We start from the raw sequence: 15342 nt of genomic DNA on the forward strand, positions 1-15342 counted from the left end.
TCCTTCAGACCAGAATCAGGTTATCGCGGTGAACCAGCTCCGGCTCCGCCATGTAACCCAACAGACCGACAATCGCCTCAGACGACTGACCGATAATTTTTTGTGCTTCCAGCGCGCTGTAATTGGCCAGGCCACGGGCGATTTCACGACCGTCCGGCGCCACACACACCACCATTTCGCCACGGCGGAAACTGCCTTGGACCAGTTTGACGCCAACCGGCAGCAGACTTTTGTTGCCTTGGGACAGCGCCGTCACGGCGCCCGCATCCAGCACCAGCGTGCCACGGGTTTGCAGGTGCCCGGCCAGCCATTGCTTGCGCGCCGCCAGCATGCCGCGCTCAGGCGACAGCAAGGTGCCGATACGCTCGCCCGCCTTCAGGCGATCCAGCACGCGCTCTATGCGCCCGCCGACGATGATGGTGTGTGCACCGGAACGCGCCGCCAGACGCGCCGCTCGCAGCTTGGTCTGCATACCGCCACGACCCAACGCACCGCCGGTACCGCCAGCGACTGCGTCCAGCGCCGGATCATCGGCGCGCGCTTCGTAGATCAGCTTGGCGTCAGGGTTATTGCGCGGATCGGCGTCGAACATGCCGTCGCGATCGGTGAGGATCACCAGCAAATCCGCCTCGACCAGGTTGGCCACCAGCGCCGCCAGCGTGTCGTTGTCGCCGAACCGGATCTCATCAGTGACCACGGTGTCGTTTTCGTTGATCACCGGGATCACTTTCAGCTCGACCAGCGCACGCAAGGTGCTGCGGGCGTTCAGGTAGCGTTTGCGGTCCGACAAGTCATCGTGAGTCAGGAGAATCTGCGCGGTGTGCCGGCCATGCTCGGCAAAGCTCGACTCCCAGGCCTGCACCAGGCCCATTTGACCGATGGCGGCAGCGGCCTGCAGCTCGTGCATCGCACTGGGTCGCACGGTCCAGCCCAAACGGCTCATCCCCGCCGCTACCGCGCCGGAGGACACCAGCACCAGTTCGACGCCAGCTTCATGCAAAGCCACCATCTGCTCGACCCAGACACCCATTGCCGCGCGATCCAGGCCTTTGCCGTCCGCTGTCAGCAAAGCGCTGCCGATCTTCACGACCCAACGCTGCGCACCTGTCACCTTGCTCCGCATCATCTTCAACCTTAGCTTGAGGGCAGCGCGACCTGGCACTGCCCGTGACGTTATTCGTGGTTCTTCGTGACCAACAATCGATTTCCAGATACTAAAACGCCGCTCGATTGAGCGGCGCTTAAGTTTACTGCAACGAATCAGTCACGCACGTAAATGATTTCCGGACCGTCTTCGTCATCCACATCTTCTTCATCCCAATCATCGTCGCCGATGTCGTGGACCGACTTCACGCCGCTGCGACGCAGGGCACGCTGGTCATCCAGCGCCTGCAACTGGGCACGGGCTTCGTCTTCAATGCGCTGATCGAGTTCGGCCAGTTCTTCTTTGTAGACAGGGTCGTTCGCCAGACGGTCTGCGCGATCTTCCATGTAACGCATGATGTCGTGGCACAGACGCTCGGTGCCCAGCTTGGAGATGGCGGAGATCACGTAGACCGGACCGGTCCATTCCAGGCGATCAACGATTTCCTTGACGCGAGCGTCATGCTCTTCTTCAAGAATCTGGTCGCACTTGTTCAGCACCAACCAACGATCACGCTCAGCCAGGGACGGACTGAACTTGGTCAGCTCGCTGACGATCACTTCCGCAGCGTCCGGGGCGCTGGCGTCATCCAGCGGCGCCATGTCGACGAGGTGCAGCAGCAGACGGGTACGCGACAAGTGCTTGAGGAAACGAATCCCCAGGCCTGCGCCATCCGAAGCGCCTTCGATCAGGCCCGGAATGTCCGCAACCACGAAGCTCTTCCAGCGATCGACGCTGACCACACCCAGGTTCGGCACCAGCGTGGTGAACGGGTAGTCGGCGACTTTCGGCTTGGCGGCCGATACCGAGCGAATGAAGGTACTTTTACCGGCATTCGGCAAGCCCAGCAGGCCGACGTCAGCCAACACTTTCATTTCCAGCTTGAGATCACGCGCCTCACCCGGCTTACCCGGAGTGGTCTGGCGTGGAGCACGGTTGGTACTGGATTTGAAACGGGTGTTACCCAGACCGTGCCAGCCGCCGTGAGCCACCAGGAGTTTCTGGCCAGCCTTGGTCAGGTCGCCGATCACTTCCTGAGTCGCGGAGTCGATGACGGTGGTGCCGACCGGAACACGCAGTACCAGCTCTTCACCTTTTTTACCGGTGCAGTCGGTGCTGCCGCCGTTGGAGCCGCGCTCGGCATCGAAGTGCCGGGTGTAACGGTAGTCCACCAGGGTGTTGAGGTTTTCGTCGGCAATCATGTAGACCGAGCCGCCATCACCACCATCACCGCCGTTCGGGCCGCCGTTTTCAATGAATTTTTCGCGACGGAAGCTCATGCAACCGTTGCCGCCGTCACCGGCCTTTACTCGAATCGATACTTCATCAACAAACTTCATAACAAAACGCCTCTCGTCATACGGACGAGCCGAAAAAATCCAGACATAAGACTCTTGCAAAAATGAGCGCAGCGACCTCAATCAACGACCGAAAATCCAGCGCTGGAGCCCATCACAAACAGCTTTGCAAGAGACTCACCCCACAAACGAAAAAGCCCCGTCGCGAGACAGGGCTTTTCCAGCAACTACGCAATTATGCCGCGACGACTTCAGTCTTCGGGACAATGCTCACGTAACGGCGGTTGAAAGCGCCTTTTACTTCGAACTTGATCACGCCGTCGATTTTAGCGAACAGAGTGTGATCTTTACCCATGCCAACACCGTAACCGGCGTGGAATTGGGTGCCGCGCTGACGCACGATGATGTTGCCCGGAATGATAACCTGGCCGCCATACATCTTCACGCCAAGGCGTTTGGCTTCTGAGTCGCGACCGTTACGGGTACTACCACCAGCTTTTTTGTGTGCCATGAGTCAATTCTCCTAGTGAGGAATTAGGCTGAAATTAAGCCTGAATACCGGTGATTTTGATCTCGGTGTACCACTGGCGGTGGCCCATACGCTTCATGTGGTGCTTACGACGACGGAACTTGATGATGCGGACTTTATCGTGACGACCTTGGGAGATCACTTCAGCCACAACGGTAGCGCCAGCAACAACTGGAGCGCCGATGTTCACGTCATCGCCATTGGCGACCAACAGAACGCGATCAAAAGTAACGGATTCGCCGGTAGCGATTTCCAGTTTTTCGATCTTCAGGTATTCACCTGGGGCGACCTTGTATTGCTTGCCACCAGTAACAATTACTGCGTACGACATGGTATTTCTCCGATAATCCTGCTCACCCAGCTCTTTATAAGAAGAGGTATTGGCTGGCATGGCTGCATAAGGCTGGAAGGCCTGTTTGCAATTGCGTAAGGCAGGTGCTGCCCAGGAAGTTCAGGGTGCGCGATTGTACGCAAGCTGCCGAGGTGATGCAAGAGGCCGTCCATCGTGCCTTGACACCCGCCGACGTGGGTCCTAGCATGCCGCGCAACCCTTCTGGAGCAACTGTCGCTGATGCAACCCCAAGCTTTCTACCGCGCGGTGGCGGACGATTTTAGCGCCGTCGACGGCATCATCAAGAAGCAGCTGACTTCCCGAGTGCCGCTGGTATCGAAAATCGGCGATTACATTACCTCGGCCGGCGGTAAACGCCTGCGCCCTCTATTAGTGTTGCTGTGTGGCAAGGCCCTGGGGCGCGAAGGCGACGACCTGCGCCTGCTGGCTGCGACCATCGAGTTCCTGCACACCGCCACCCTGCTGCACGACGACGTGGTCGACATGTCCGGCATGCGTCGTGGCCGCTCGACCGCCAACGCCATGTGGGGCAACGCCCCGAGCGTACTGGTCGGCGACTTCCTGTATTCGCGCTCCTTCGAAATGATGGTTGAACTGGGCTCCATGCCGGTAATGAAGATCCTTTCGCAAGCCACGCGCATCATCGCCGAAGGCGAAGTGTTGCAGCTGTCCAAGGTTCGTGACGCCAGCACCACGGAAGAAACCTACATGGAAGTCATCCGCGGCAAGACCGCGATGCTCTTCGAAGCCTCGACCCACAGTGCTGCAGCCCTGTGCGAAGCGACGCCGGAGCAGGCCGAAGCCTTGCGCATGTTTGGCGATCACCTCGGAGTAGCCTTCCAGCTGGTCGACGACCTGCTGGACTACAAAGGTGACGCGGAGACTCTGGGCAAGAACGTCGGTGACGATCTGGCCGAAGGCAAACCAACCCTGCCGCTGATCTACACCATGCGCGAAGGTACGCCGGAGCAGGCAGCACTGGTGCGCAAGGCGATTCAGAAAGGCGGCATCGAAGACCTGGAAAGCATTCGCGAAGCGGTAGAAGCGTCTGGCTCGCTGGATTACACCGCCAATCTGGCCCGTGATTACGTGGCCCGTGCGATCAAATGCCTCGACGCGCTGCCAGCCAGCGAGTATCGCGATGCACTGGTTGAATTGAGTGAGTTTGCGGTCGCCCGCACGCACTGACGACGCCTATCTACTGTGGGAGCGAGCCTGCTCGCGATAGCGGACCTTCAGTCAACAGAGATGTTGAATGTAAGGGCCTCATCGCGAGCAGGCTCGCTCCCACAGGTTGTTTAGCGCTCTGCCCTCTCCCGCCTAAAACCCTATACAATGTGCGCTTTTTAGCGGTCCTGAATCCAAGGAGCTTTAGTGAGCACGTTGCCACCCTGCCCAAAATGCAATTCCGAATACACCTATGAAGACGGCGCGCAGCTGATCTGCCCTGAGTGCGCCCACGAGTGGTCCGCCAACGGCGAAGCCGAAGCGGCGTCCGATGACACCGTGAAGAAGGATTCGGTCGGCAACGTTCTGCAGGACGGCGACACCATCACCGTGATCAAGGACCTGAAGGTCAAAGGCACGTCACTGGTGGTCAAGGTCGGCACCAAGGTCAAGAACATCCGCCTGTGCGATGGCGATCACGACATCGACTGCAAGATCGACGGCATCGGCCCGATGAAGCTCAAATCCGAGTTCGTCAGAAAAGTCTGAGTTTTCGTTCCTCCATCCCGCGCCCTGCGTGGGATGGCGCCTCACCCTCCCCGTTTTTCCCCTGCAATCCCTCGCAATAGTCAAACGCCAGCCGTTTTGACCTTACGCAATCTTTACCCGCAAAAAACCACAAATCGCCAATAGGTTCTTGCTATTTGATGAATAAGAATTATTCTCATTGAAACCCATCAATGGAGATGAGACACATGACTTATTTGATCGATGCCTGGCTGGACCGCCCCCACCCGTACCTCAGGATCCTGCATCGGGAAACCGGGGAAGTCTGTGCGGTACTTGAAGAAGAAGCCTTGAACGAGCTGCAGGATCAGGGTGACCTGGACGTCAACGGCTTGAGTTCCAGCGAGCCGGTGGTGCTCAAGGAACTGGTGCGTAATCTGTTTCTTTTCTGCTATGCCCGGGCGTTGCGCCCGACCAGTGAACTGAACCACAAGATCGAAATATGAGGCACCGCAAAAAACTGTGGGAGCTAGCCTGCTGGCGATTGCGATCTGACAGCCAACATTGCTGCTGACTGACACACCGCTATCGCGGGCAGGCTCGCTCCCACATTAGCCCGATGTCATATCGGGCCGGGCATTACAGAACGTCGAGCAGCTCGACGTCGAACACCAGAACGCTGTGCGGCGGAATGCTGCCAACGCCTTGAGCGCCGTAAGCCAGTTCGCTCGGCACGTACAGACGCCATTTGCTGCCGGCATTCATCAGTTGCAGGGCTTCGGTCCAGCCAGCGATCACGCCGCCGACCGGGAATTCTGCAGGCTGGCCACGATCGTAGGAGCTGTCGAACACAGTGCCGTCGATCAGGGTGCCATGGTAGTGAGTGCGCACTTGATCTTCACGGGTTGGCTTGGCGCCTTCACCTTGAGTCAGCACTTCGAATTGCAGGCCGGAAGCCAGGGTGGTGATGCCGTCACGCTTGGCGTTTTCAGCCAGGAAAGCCAAGCCTTCGCCAGCAGCCGCTTCAGCTTTTGCAGCCGCTTCGGCCTGCATGATTTCGCGGATCACCTTGAAGCTTGCGGACATTTCTTCCTGACCCACACGGCTAGGCTTACCGGCGAATGCGTCGGTCAGGCCGGCCAGGATGGCGTCCAGGCTAACGCCTGGTGGCGGGTTGTCGCGCAGTTGGTCGCCCAGCTGACGGCCAATACCGTAGCTGACGCGGGTTTCGTCGGTGGACAGATTTACTTCGGACATGACACTGCTCCGCTGTGCGGACGGCCCTGGAACTTGCCGTGCGTGCACAGCGCGTCCCGGAGCGCCCGGAACCAAAAGGGCCAGCAGACTAGCACAGATGTCGTTGCGCTGATGAGAGGCGTCAGTGCTGCCAGCCGGAACGGAAGGCAATTGGCACTTTCAGGCTTTCCTCGGCATTGGCACCGAGCCCGCACATTTCATCATGAACCAGGGTGTGTACAAGATTGAAAGGCAAGGTGGGAAAGGCATGAAGCATTTGACGCGCATGCTCGACCGAGCGCAGGTGAACCATCTGGTCGTGAGCATCACTCAAGGGATACGCCGCACCATGCATGCGCGCCTCCAACAGGTAGATCCCGCCTTCCATGGAGATCAGGTTCAGCTCATCGATTTTCCCGGCGATGGCATACGCACGTAACTCAACGAAGTTCATGAAGGCACCTCTTACAGTGTCGAGCCAAGACACTTACAGGCATATGCCTTGATGCTTCAAAGTACAAGCCACGAGTGACACCGCCCGTCTGGTTTGACAAAGAACCTGTGGCGAGCGAGCTTGCTCGCGCTCGGCTGCGCAGCAGTCGTCAATGCTGTGAGGGAAACGACTGGAGATAATGCGGGGCCGCTTCGCAGCCCAACGGGAGCAAGCTCCCTCGCCACAGGGAGCGTTCCTGGCTAAATCAGTGCTTGGTGAGTTTGTCCAGGTAACCCATGGCAAATGCCGACACCACGAACGTCATGTGAATGATCACGTACCACTTCAAATGCTCGGGATCGACGTTCTTGGCGTCCATGAAGATCCGCAGCAGGTGGATCGACGAGATCGCCACGATGGAGGCGGCCACTTTCATCTTCAACGAAGACGAATCCATGGTGCCCAGCCAGTTGAGCTTTTCCTTGCTGTCGTCGATATCCAGTTGGGAAACGAAGTTCTCGTAACCGGAAATCATCACCATCACCAGCAATCCGCCGACCAGGGCCATGTCGATCAACGACAGCAGCACCAGGATCAGATCCGACTCGGCCATCGAGAACACGTTAGGGATGACGTGGAAAACTTCCTGAAAGAATTTCAGCGCCAGTGCCAATAGCCCAAGGGACAGACCGAAGTAGATCGGCGCCAGCAGCCAGCGGGAGGCATACATTGCATTTTCGATAAAGCGTTCCATTGAATCTCACACGTGGGCTGAAAATGGCCGCGAGTATAACAGTCGGCTGTTACACGCAGAAACCGTTGGGAAATCCGCCACCTGCGCGTGTGTCACAAAGTTTTTCTGCTAGTGTCCAGACTATTGACAGCTCAGCGACATCGGACAGGAAGACTGGAAATGGATCTGCGATTGCCAATAACGAGTGCCGGTTTTTGCCTGGCGCTGCTGCTGAGTGGCTGCTCGCCCAGCGATGAGAAGCGCCAGACCAGCCTCGAGGAAAAGACCGCGCAGTTCGAGAAGTCTCTGGATGCGATTGAGGATCCGAAGCTCAAGGATGCCGTTGCCGAACTCGGCGGTTCGCTGCTGTTGCTCGAGCGTGCGCAGCTAAAGCTCGACAGCAAACCGGTGGAAACCGAATACGGCGAAGATGCGCTCGCCGTGCTCAAGCATTACCCCACGCCACAGGCGCTGGTCGATACCTACATCGACGGGCTGTTCGTGCTGCACAAGGATTCCAGCTCCGACTACCTGACCGATCTGCAACCGGTGTTCCCCTTCAACTTCAACATTCCGGCTGCGTTTCTCTTTCCCCACGGCCTTGAATGGCAATCGGTGACCCTGAGCAACAAGCGCGTCATCGCGTTCCAGCCGGAATGGTCGGAAACCGATCCTGGCATTCAATTGAGCCCGTCGAGCTCGAACCTGACCAACCCGGATGATCTGACGGTGACTTATCCGTTCATCGACGGCCTGGACGTGGACAACAAGCACCAGCCCCAACCGGTAAGCCTGCAAGGCAAGATCGAAGTCATCGCCCCGCGCAAGCTCTACACTTTCGACCTGACGAAAAAAGACGTCGGCCAGCTCCGCACCAACGACAACCTCAGCGTCACCCTGCTGAAACTTGGCAACAATTACGCCGAAATCGAATTCAACAACAGTGCGCCGCTGGCCCCGCAAGTCAGCGAAACACCTTTGAACCCACTGATCGTCCAGGCCAAAGACACCACTGGGCAATTCCTCTCGCGCTCCGGCTCGATCAATGAAACCGCCGCGCAAATTGCCTTCTATGAAAAACAACTGGCGAAACTGCAGCAACAGAAAGCCTGGAGCGAGGCCTTCGAACAACAGATCAATGAAGAACAGCGCACCTTTGAGGCGCAGCAGAAGAATCATTACACCAAAGTCTATTTCAACGGACCGGTCGATACCGTTGAAGTCAGCGTACTGGACTTCTCGGCCGCCACGGTGACCCGTAAGGACCTGAACCTGCCGGTGCGCCGCTTCGACGCGCACACCACGGAAAAAACCATCCAGCCACTGAGCTTGCCGGTGGTGGTGTACGACGATCAGGCCCCAAGCTGGCTCAAGGGCGCGACATTGACCGAGGAGCAACTGAAGAAGGGCATCATCGTCAGTCAGTCGGTGGATGACCCCAGCGCTGCACGAATCGAGTTCGATCACCCCAAAAGCTTCAATGACGAACTGCTCGGCACATCGCTCAGCCCCGGCGACAGTCCGCTCACTTTCTTTACGGAGGATGGCAGCGGCAAACGCGATGAGCCGATCGAACTGCCGCCGGAGGCTTACGAGGTCGATCCTCTGCGTGGTGTCATTACCTATGACCTGAACTTGTTTCCGGAAACGCCGGCCTATGCAGTGGGCTCCATGCCGCTGTTCCTGGCGACAGTCGCCAAGCAAACGCTCGACGCCACCTCATTGCCCAAGGGCCTGGAACTCAAGGGCAATGCGTTGGTGGTGGATTTGAAGCTGTTTCCTGCCCAGGACTGGCGATTTTTCGCCAGGGACGATTCCGGAAACTATCTGAAAGAAATTCTTTCGGTCAGTCACGACGCGAGCGCAGAAGGCCCGGCGTTATTTGCCGTGCATTACTTCTATGGCCAACCAACGCGTCTGGAATCCTATCAGCGAACCGACCTCACCACGGTGCAGTATGGTTTCGAAGTCAAACTGGCCAAGGCGGATCTGAGCCACCTTGATCAATAGCCGGTTCAAGTCTCGGGCCGAAACTCAGCCACCGAGGTTGCGGCAACGCCCGCCATTGATTTCACGCAGCTGGGCTTGCAGGTGCAGGCACCAGATTTGTGGGTCATCGGCCAGCTCGTAGCCATGCAGCGTCAGGCTCTCAACAATCGTGTCGAGGATGGATTCAGCCACGAAAGGGCCATGAAACGGGCCCTGCGCCTTGATGGCGGAAGGTTGTTCGCCGGCCATTCCGGCGGCAAAAAGCAAGGTCCACATGCCCGTATCCCCCGCCAACGGGCGGATGGCACATTCGATACGGGTCACAAGGCCCAGGCATTGTCGGGTGAGGCAGAGGTTGCGCGACATGGCGGCGACCCTCGGTAGATCCGGTATTCAGCCCCCACAGGAAGGCTGTCTCGATCCAGTGATTACTGTCGATATCCTTGAGCTGAGAATAGAAGAAAAGTCTGACTAGCACGTCAACTGAGACCAGAAGGCGCCGAATGGTCATTGTGTGAATGTTGACGTCAGAGTGATGGCACTTTCTTGTGCTTCACACAAAAAAATGTGGGAGCGACGGTGCGACGATTCGACCTGCTCGCGATGAGGGAGTGTCAGTCAACAATAATGTGACTGATACACCGCTATCGCGAGCAGGCTCGCTCCCACAGTGGGTTGAGGGTGTTCCTCAGGTTTGTTTCAAGCCGGCTTGGCTTCGACCAGCGCTTCCAGCGCCGCTTCTTTCTCGGCTTCCTTGAGGTCTTCTTCGCTGATCATTTCCGCGATCACCCGCAAGCGTTCCACCACCCGCGCGTTGACGCTGCCTTCAGGGAACTGGCCATCGGCATCCGGCGCACCGGCCGGTTCGCCGACCAACAGGCTCAGCGCCTCATCGGCCTGACGCACGGCGTAGACATGGAACTGCCCCGCACGCACTGCCGACAGCACCTTCTCGTCGAGCATCAGCGTGGCCACGTTGGCCTGCGGAATGATCGCCCCCTGCTCTCCGGTCAACCCGCGAGCTTCACAGAGCCGGAAGAAGCCTTCGATCTTCTCGTTGACCCCGCCCACCGCCTGCACTTCACCGAACTGATTGATCGAGCCGGTGATCGCAAAGCATTGCTTGAGCGGTGTTTTCGACAGGGCCGAGATCAGCGTACACGCCTCGCCCAGCGACGCACTGTCACCATCGACGTAACCGTAGGATTGCTCCAGCGCGATACTCGCGGAAATCGCCAGCGGGAATTCCTGGGCGTAACGGCTGCCCAGATACCCGGTCAGGATCATTACGCCTTTGGAGTGAATCGGTTGGCCAAGGTTAACCTCGCGCTCGATATCGACGATCCCGCTGCCGCCCGGGTAGACCGTGGCGGAAATCCGCGCCGGCACACCGAACGCCGAGTCGCCGACTTCCAGCACGGTGAGCCCGTTGCACTTGCCGACGGCGGCGCCATCCGTGTCAATCAGGATGATCCCGGCCAGCATGTCATCGAGAATCCGCGCCGAGACCCGCCCGGTGCGCGTTGCCTTGGCCTTGAGCGCCCGTTCGATATGGCCGGCGTCGGTCATCTCGTCATTCGCCAGGTGACGAATGAAATCCGCCTCGCTGACCAGCTGGAACAGATCGCCGATGCGCGCCGACAAACGCCCCTGGTGCTCGGCCAGACGCGCGCTGTACGTTGCCAGGCGCGCCACCGCGTCGGCGGTCAGCGGTGCCATGCCTTCTTCCGAGGTACGGGTTTTGAGCAACTGGGCGAACTGCTCCAGGCTTTCGTCGACCATCGGGATGTCTTCGTCGAAGTCCACAAGGACGCGGAACATCTCCTGGAAGTCCGGATCGAGGTCTTGCAGCGTGTAATACAGCTGACGGGCACCGATGATGACGACCTTCACCTGCAACGGAATGTGCTGCGGTGTCAGGGTCACCGTGGCCAGACGGCCCAGTTCGCCCAGCGGCGATTCCATTTTCAGCTTGCGCGATTGCAGGGCGCGCTTGAGCGCATCCCACACAAACGGCTCGCTGAGCATTTTTTCCGCTTCAAGGATCAGGAAGCCGCCGTTGGCGCGGTGCAAGGCACCCGGACGCAGCTGCCGATACGTGGTGTAGAGCGCGCCCTGATCAGTGCTGTATTCGATGCGGCCAAACAGGTTTTCGTAAGTCGGGTGCGGCTCGAAGACTACCGGCGCACCACCGCTGGCCGAATGACCGACCACCAAGCTTGGCGCGTATTGCTCTTCGAGCATCTTGCGGGCAACGGCGTCGACTTTACTGTCGTCCACCAGTTGCTCGACCACGGTCTTGAGCAGGTAGACCTGCATGGCTTGCAGATAACCGCACACCGCCGCGTTCTCGGCATATTTTTCCGACAACGGCGACAGCAACGGCTGCAAGGCCAGGGTGATGGTTTCTTCGTTGAGGTGACGCAGTTGGTTGCTCGACTCGCGCTTCCATTGCGGCAGGCTGGCGAGCTCTTCGTTCAGGCGCTCCTCCAGGCCGGAAATATCGTCGTGGAAACGCTCACGATCGGCTTCCGGCAGCTGGGCGAATTCCGCTTCGTCCAGGGCCTTGCCCTCGGCCATCGGCGTGAATGCGATGTTGCTGGCGTCGCGGTACAGCGCGACTTCTTTCTCAAGGGCCAGCCGCTCGATCACGTCCAGCGCCTTGTCGTAACGCTGGTTGAAGGCGCGGTCGATGGCGCTTTTCTTCTGCTGGTAGGACGGGTGTTCGAACACCGCCGGGAAAGTCGCCAGCAGGTTGTCGATCAAACCGTTGATGTCACCGATGAAAGCGCCGGCGGTGCCCGATGGCAGCTCCAGCGCGCGAGGCTCGCGAGGTTCATCGAAATTATTGACGTAGACCCAGTCCGCCGGGGTCTGCAGACGTTTGCCTTCGGCTTTCAGGTAGCGTTTGACGAACGAAAACCGGCCAGTGCCGGGCTCACCCATGACGAATACGTTGTAACCGGGGCGTGGCATGGCCACGCCGAACTGCAAGGCTTCGACCGCACGTTCCTGGCCAAGCACACCGCGGAAGGGCTCCAGATCATTGGTGGTAGAGAAGCTGAACTGTTCAGCGGAAAACGGACGGGTCAGCGCTTCAGGCGCTAGACGCAAGCTGGCAGCAACAGGATCAGGCATCGGGCTTCCTTACATCAGGCGGGGCAGATAGCGGCATTCTGGCGCCGCCCATACCTCACTTGCAAGGCGCGCCTCCAGCCAAAGCATAGACAAACCGTCAACTCCAGGCCGGCCGGGGGCAAATCAATGATTTCAACGAATGTTTTGCAAAAAATCACGGAACCCCGGGAACGTGCCTAAACTCCAAACTGCGCGGCTGGATTAATAACTGGCCCACTGGCGCCGGATTGGGCCAGACCCCTTGTCCATTGGTATGCACATAAAGAGAACAAAGCTATGAAACGGATTCTTCTCGGTACTCTCTTCACCGCTGTATCCATCAACGCCATGGCGCAAGCGCCAGGCGGCCCGGATTGCGGTTGGGGCAACATGCTGTTCGAAGGTCAGCGTGGCACCCCGGCTCACTTCCTGGCATCCACCACCAACGGCACTTCCGGTAACGCAACTTTTGGTATGACTTCCGGTACCAACGGTTGCTCGACTAATGCGTCGCTGACCTATGGCGGCAAATCCTGGTTTGCCATGAATGGCATGATGAACGAGCTGTCCGAAGACATGGCCAAAGGTAACGGCGAAGCGCTGACGACCTACGCCGTGGTACTGGGCGTGGCGCCGGAAGACCGTGCGCACTTCGCCGCCGTGACTCACGAGCACTTCCAGCAGATCTTCAGCAAGGCTGACGTGACCGCTGACGACGTGCATACCAACACCCTGGCCGTTCTGAAGAACGATCCACGTCTGGCCAAGTACGCAACTCAAGCTTAAGCTCGACCCCGCCCGCTCCTTTTCGGGGGAGCGGGTTTTGTTTTTTGGACCTTGCCCCGCTTTGGGTCTTTATTCTCGAATTCTAAGTTGCCCACTATGCTCAAACGCCTTGCCTGGCTGGCGCTCTGTGTCTGCGCCCCGCTGTCCGCCGCGCCACATATCGACAATCAACGTTTGCAGCAACTGGCCAACGACCCCTTCTGGATTTCCCTGGGCCACTACGAAACCGCCAAGCTGGGCGGCTGGCGCAGCTATGTCAGCGACAAGAAGTTCTTTCTCGCCCCTGACGGTAACGAACACCCCGACCGCGAACTGGCCGCCACCGTGCAGGCGATTTACGCCCCGGCCAGTGCAGGCAAAAAGCATGCGCAATGCGTCTATCCGGCCCGCACCCGGTGGTTGAAAGCGCAGCTCAACCTGACCGATCTGCCGACGCTGGACTGCAGCGAATTCAAGCAATGGTTCAAGGACGTCTCGCCCCACAGCGCGGTAATGATTTTCCCGGCGGCTTACCTGAACAGTCCTTCATCGATGTTCGGCCATACCCTGCTGCGTATCGACCAGGCTGACGTTCAGAGCGATCACACTGCACTGCTCAGTTACGCGATCAACTTCGGCGCGTACATCGAAGGCTCGGACAACAGCATCCTCTACGCCTGGAAAGGCTTGATGGGCGGCTATCCGGGTCTGTTCGCGCTAGTGCCGTATCAGGAAAAGCTCTCCGAATACCGCAGCCTGGAGAACCGGGACCTGTGGGAGTACCGGCTGAACCTGACCCAGGCAGAAACCGAGCGCATGGTCGAGCACGTCTGGGAGCTGAAGCAGATCCAGTTTGACTATTTCTTCTTCGACGAAAACTGCTCGTATCGCCTGCTTGAGCTGCTGCAAGTGGCGCGACCAAGCCTGCGCCTGACCGAACAATTCCCCCTGACCGCGATTCCAACCGACACCGTCAAAGCAGTGAAAGAAGCCGGGCTGGTGGAGTCCATTCAATATCGTCCGTCCCGGGAACGGGAACTGCTGAGCCGCGCCGAGCCGTTGACTGACGAAGAACAACAGTGGGTGCTGAAAGTCAGCGCCGACCAGAAGCAATTGCAGACGCCTGCATTCAAGGCTCAACCCCGAGCGCGTCAGGCGCTGATCATTGATGCGGCCTATCGCTTGGAGCGTTACCGCGCCAACGGTCAGGAACGCGATCCAGAGCGGGCGCAACGCAGTTTCGAACTGCTGCGGGCGATCAACCAGAACCCGGCACCGGAGCTGGACATCCCTCGGCCCGGATTGCCCGAGGACGGTCATGAATCCCGCACCTGGCAGGCCGGCATCGGCACCCGGGGCGACAAAGCCTTTGGCGAATATGGCCTGCGCATGGCTTATCACGATCTCAACGATAACGCCGAGAGCTTCCCGCTGGGTGCGCAGATCGAAATCCTGCAGATGAAACTCCGCCAGTACGAAGGCAATGAGTGGCAATTCCAGCAACTCGACCTGGCGACCATTCGCTCTCTGACGCCGCGCAATGAACTGTTGCAGCCGTTGTCGTGGCAAGTGACTGGCGGCCTGGAGCGCGTGCCGGGCAAGCATGACGATGAAACGTTGGTCAGCCACGTCAACGGCGGTGGCGGCGGCACCTGGCAACTGGGTGAAGACATGCTCGGTTTTGCCTTGGGCACCGTTCGCGTCGAGCACAACAACGACTTTGCAGGCTTTATCGCACCGGCGGCAGGTTTCAACAGCGGTCTGCTGTGGAAAAATCCACTGGGAAACTTCAGCCTGGAAGCCAAGGGCGACTTCTTCACCAATGGCGAAGTGCGCCGCAGCATGAGCCTGAACCAGCAGTGGGAGTTGTCGCGCAACCTGGGCCTGCGCCTGAGCGCCCAGCGCGAATTCAGCCACCTCGCCTCGCCCGAGAACGAAGTGATGCTTGAGGTGAAGTGGTATCACTACTGATCCGAGTCCACCGCAAAACCAATGTGGGAGCGAGCCTGCTCGCGATGGCGGTGTATCAGTCAACGTTGATGTCGACTGACACTCCGCTATCGCGAGCAGGC

Annotated in this window: 14 protein-coding genes and 1 pseudogene; 6 read left to right on the plus strand and 9 right to left on the minus strand. The window is 58.7% G+C overall.

Features of this window, described 5'->3' with window-relative positions; all coding sequences use genetic code 11:
• Positions 1-4: 4 nt before the first annotated feature.
• The 4 genes from proB to rplU all read right to left on the minus strand — a co-directional run bounded on the left by proB (position 5) and on the right by rplU (position 3302).
• The gene (gene proB, locus ACRC4F_RS12685; protein ID WP_320394474.1) at positions 5-1123 is read right to left on the minus strand and encodes a glutamate 5-kinase; all 1119 of its coding nucleotides are present in this window, start codon (positions 1121-1123) and stop codon (positions 5-7) included.
• 137 nt (positions 1124-1260) lie between these two features.
• The gene (gene cgtA, locus ACRC4F_RS12690; protein WP_010467530.1) at positions 1261-2484 is read right to left on the minus strand and encodes an Obg family GTPase CgtA; all 1224 of its coding nucleotides are present in this window, start codon (positions 2482-2484) and stop codon (positions 1261-1263) included.
• Positions 2485-2677: 193 nt separating this feature from the next.
• The gene (rpmA, locus tag ACRC4F_RS12695; RefSeq protein WP_003215862.1) at positions 2678-2953 is read right to left on the minus strand and encodes a 50S ribosomal protein L27; all 276 of its coding nucleotides are present in this window, start codon (positions 2951-2953) and stop codon (positions 2678-2680) included.
• A 34-nt stretch (positions 2954-2987) separates the two neighbouring features.
• Positions 2988-3302, minus strand: coding sequence for a 50S ribosomal protein L21 (gene rplU, locus ACRC4F_RS12700; RefSeq protein WP_003176051.1), 315 nt, complete (start codon positions 3300-3302; stop codon positions 2988-2990).
• Positions 3303-3542: 240 nt separating this feature from the next.
• Here rplU and ACRC4F_RS12705 point away from each other — a divergent pair, with 240 nt between their 5' ends.
• From ACRC4F_RS12705 to ACRC4F_RS12715, 3 genes are all read left to right on the plus strand, one after another.
• A complete protein-coding gene (locus tag ACRC4F_RS12705) occupies positions 3543-4511 on the plus strand; it encodes a polyprenyl synthetase family protein (protein ID WP_438659605.1) in 969 nt (322 codons plus the stop codon).
• A gap of 186 nt (positions 4512-4697) precedes the next feature.
• Positions 4698-5039 carry a zinc ribbon domain-containing protein YjdM gene (locus ACRC4F_RS12710; protein ID WP_078050159.1) on the plus strand — a complete coding sequence of 114 codons (342 nt, stop codon included), beginning with the start codon at positions 4698-4700 and terminating at the stop codon, positions 5037-5039.
• Positions 5040-5245: 206 nt separating this feature from the next.
• Positions 5246-5503 (plus strand): PA4570 family protein, encoded by a 258-nt coding sequence (locus ACRC4F_RS12715; protein ID WP_438659606.1) that lies wholly within the window; start codon positions 5246-5248, stop codon positions 5501-5503.
• A gap of 133 nt (positions 5504-5636) precedes the next feature.
• On the opposite strand, the gene ACRC4F_RS12720 is transcribed toward ACRC4F_RS12715, so the two are convergent.
• The 3 genes from ACRC4F_RS12720 to ACRC4F_RS12730 form a co-directional block, all read right to left on the minus strand.
• On the minus strand, positions 5637-6254 hold the full coding sequence (locus ACRC4F_RS12720; protein WP_109634978.1) for an FKBP-type peptidyl-prolyl cis-trans isomerase: 618 nt from the start codon (positions 6252-6254) through the stop codon (positions 5637-5639).
• 121 nt (positions 6255-6375) lie between these two features.
• On the minus strand, positions 6376-6687 hold the full coding sequence (locus ACRC4F_RS12725; protein WP_438659607.1) for a DUF6482 family protein: 312 nt from the start codon (positions 6685-6687) through the stop codon (positions 6376-6378).
• A 244-nt stretch (positions 6688-6931) separates the two neighbouring features.
• Positions 6932-7420 (minus strand): TIGR00645 family protein, encoded by a 489-nt coding sequence (locus ACRC4F_RS12730; protein ID WP_007943976.1) that lies wholly within the window; start codon positions 7418-7420, stop codon positions 6932-6934.
• Between the two features lie 159 nt (positions 7421-7579).
• Between ACRC4F_RS12730 and ACRC4F_RS12735 the strand changes: the two genes are divergently transcribed.
• Positions 7580-9409 (plus strand): hypothetical protein, encoded by a 1830-nt coding sequence (locus tag ACRC4F_RS12735; RefSeq protein ID WP_438659608.1) that lies wholly within the window; start codon positions 7580-7582, stop codon positions 9407-9409.
• A gap of 5 nt (positions 9410-9414) precedes the next feature.
• Here the strand turns inward: ACRC4F_RS12735 and ACRC4F_RS12740 are convergent.
• Positions 9415-9754, minus strand: a pseudogene (locus ACRC4F_RS12740) (hypothetical protein).
• A gap of 333 nt (positions 9755-10087) precedes the next feature.
• Positions 10088-12526 carry a Lon protease family protein gene (locus ACRC4F_RS12745; protein WP_438659609.1) on the minus strand — a complete coding sequence of 813 codons (2439 nt, stop codon included), beginning with the start codon at positions 12524-12526 and terminating at the stop codon, positions 10088-10090.
• A 276-nt stretch (positions 12527-12802) separates the two neighbouring features.
• Between ACRC4F_RS12745 and ACRC4F_RS12750 the strand changes: the two genes are divergently transcribed.
• Positions 12803-13291 (plus strand): DUF3015 domain-containing protein, encoded by a 489-nt coding sequence (locus tag ACRC4F_RS12750; RefSeq protein WP_219096085.1) that lies wholly within the window; start codon positions 12803-12805, stop codon positions 13289-13291.
• Positions 13292-13387: 96 nt separating this feature from the next.
• Complete coding sequence (locus ACRC4F_RS12755) at positions 13388-15241, plus strand: Lnb N-terminal periplasmic domain-containing protein (protein WP_438659610.1); 1854 nt, start codon at positions 13388-13390, stop codon at positions 15239-15241.
• Positions 15242-15342: the final 101 nt, after the last annotated feature.

This window comes from Pseudomonas sp., from assembly GCF_051660785.1.
Classification (GTDB): Bacteria; Pseudomonadota; Gammaproteobacteria; order Pseudomonadales; family Pseudomonadaceae; genus Aquipseudomonas.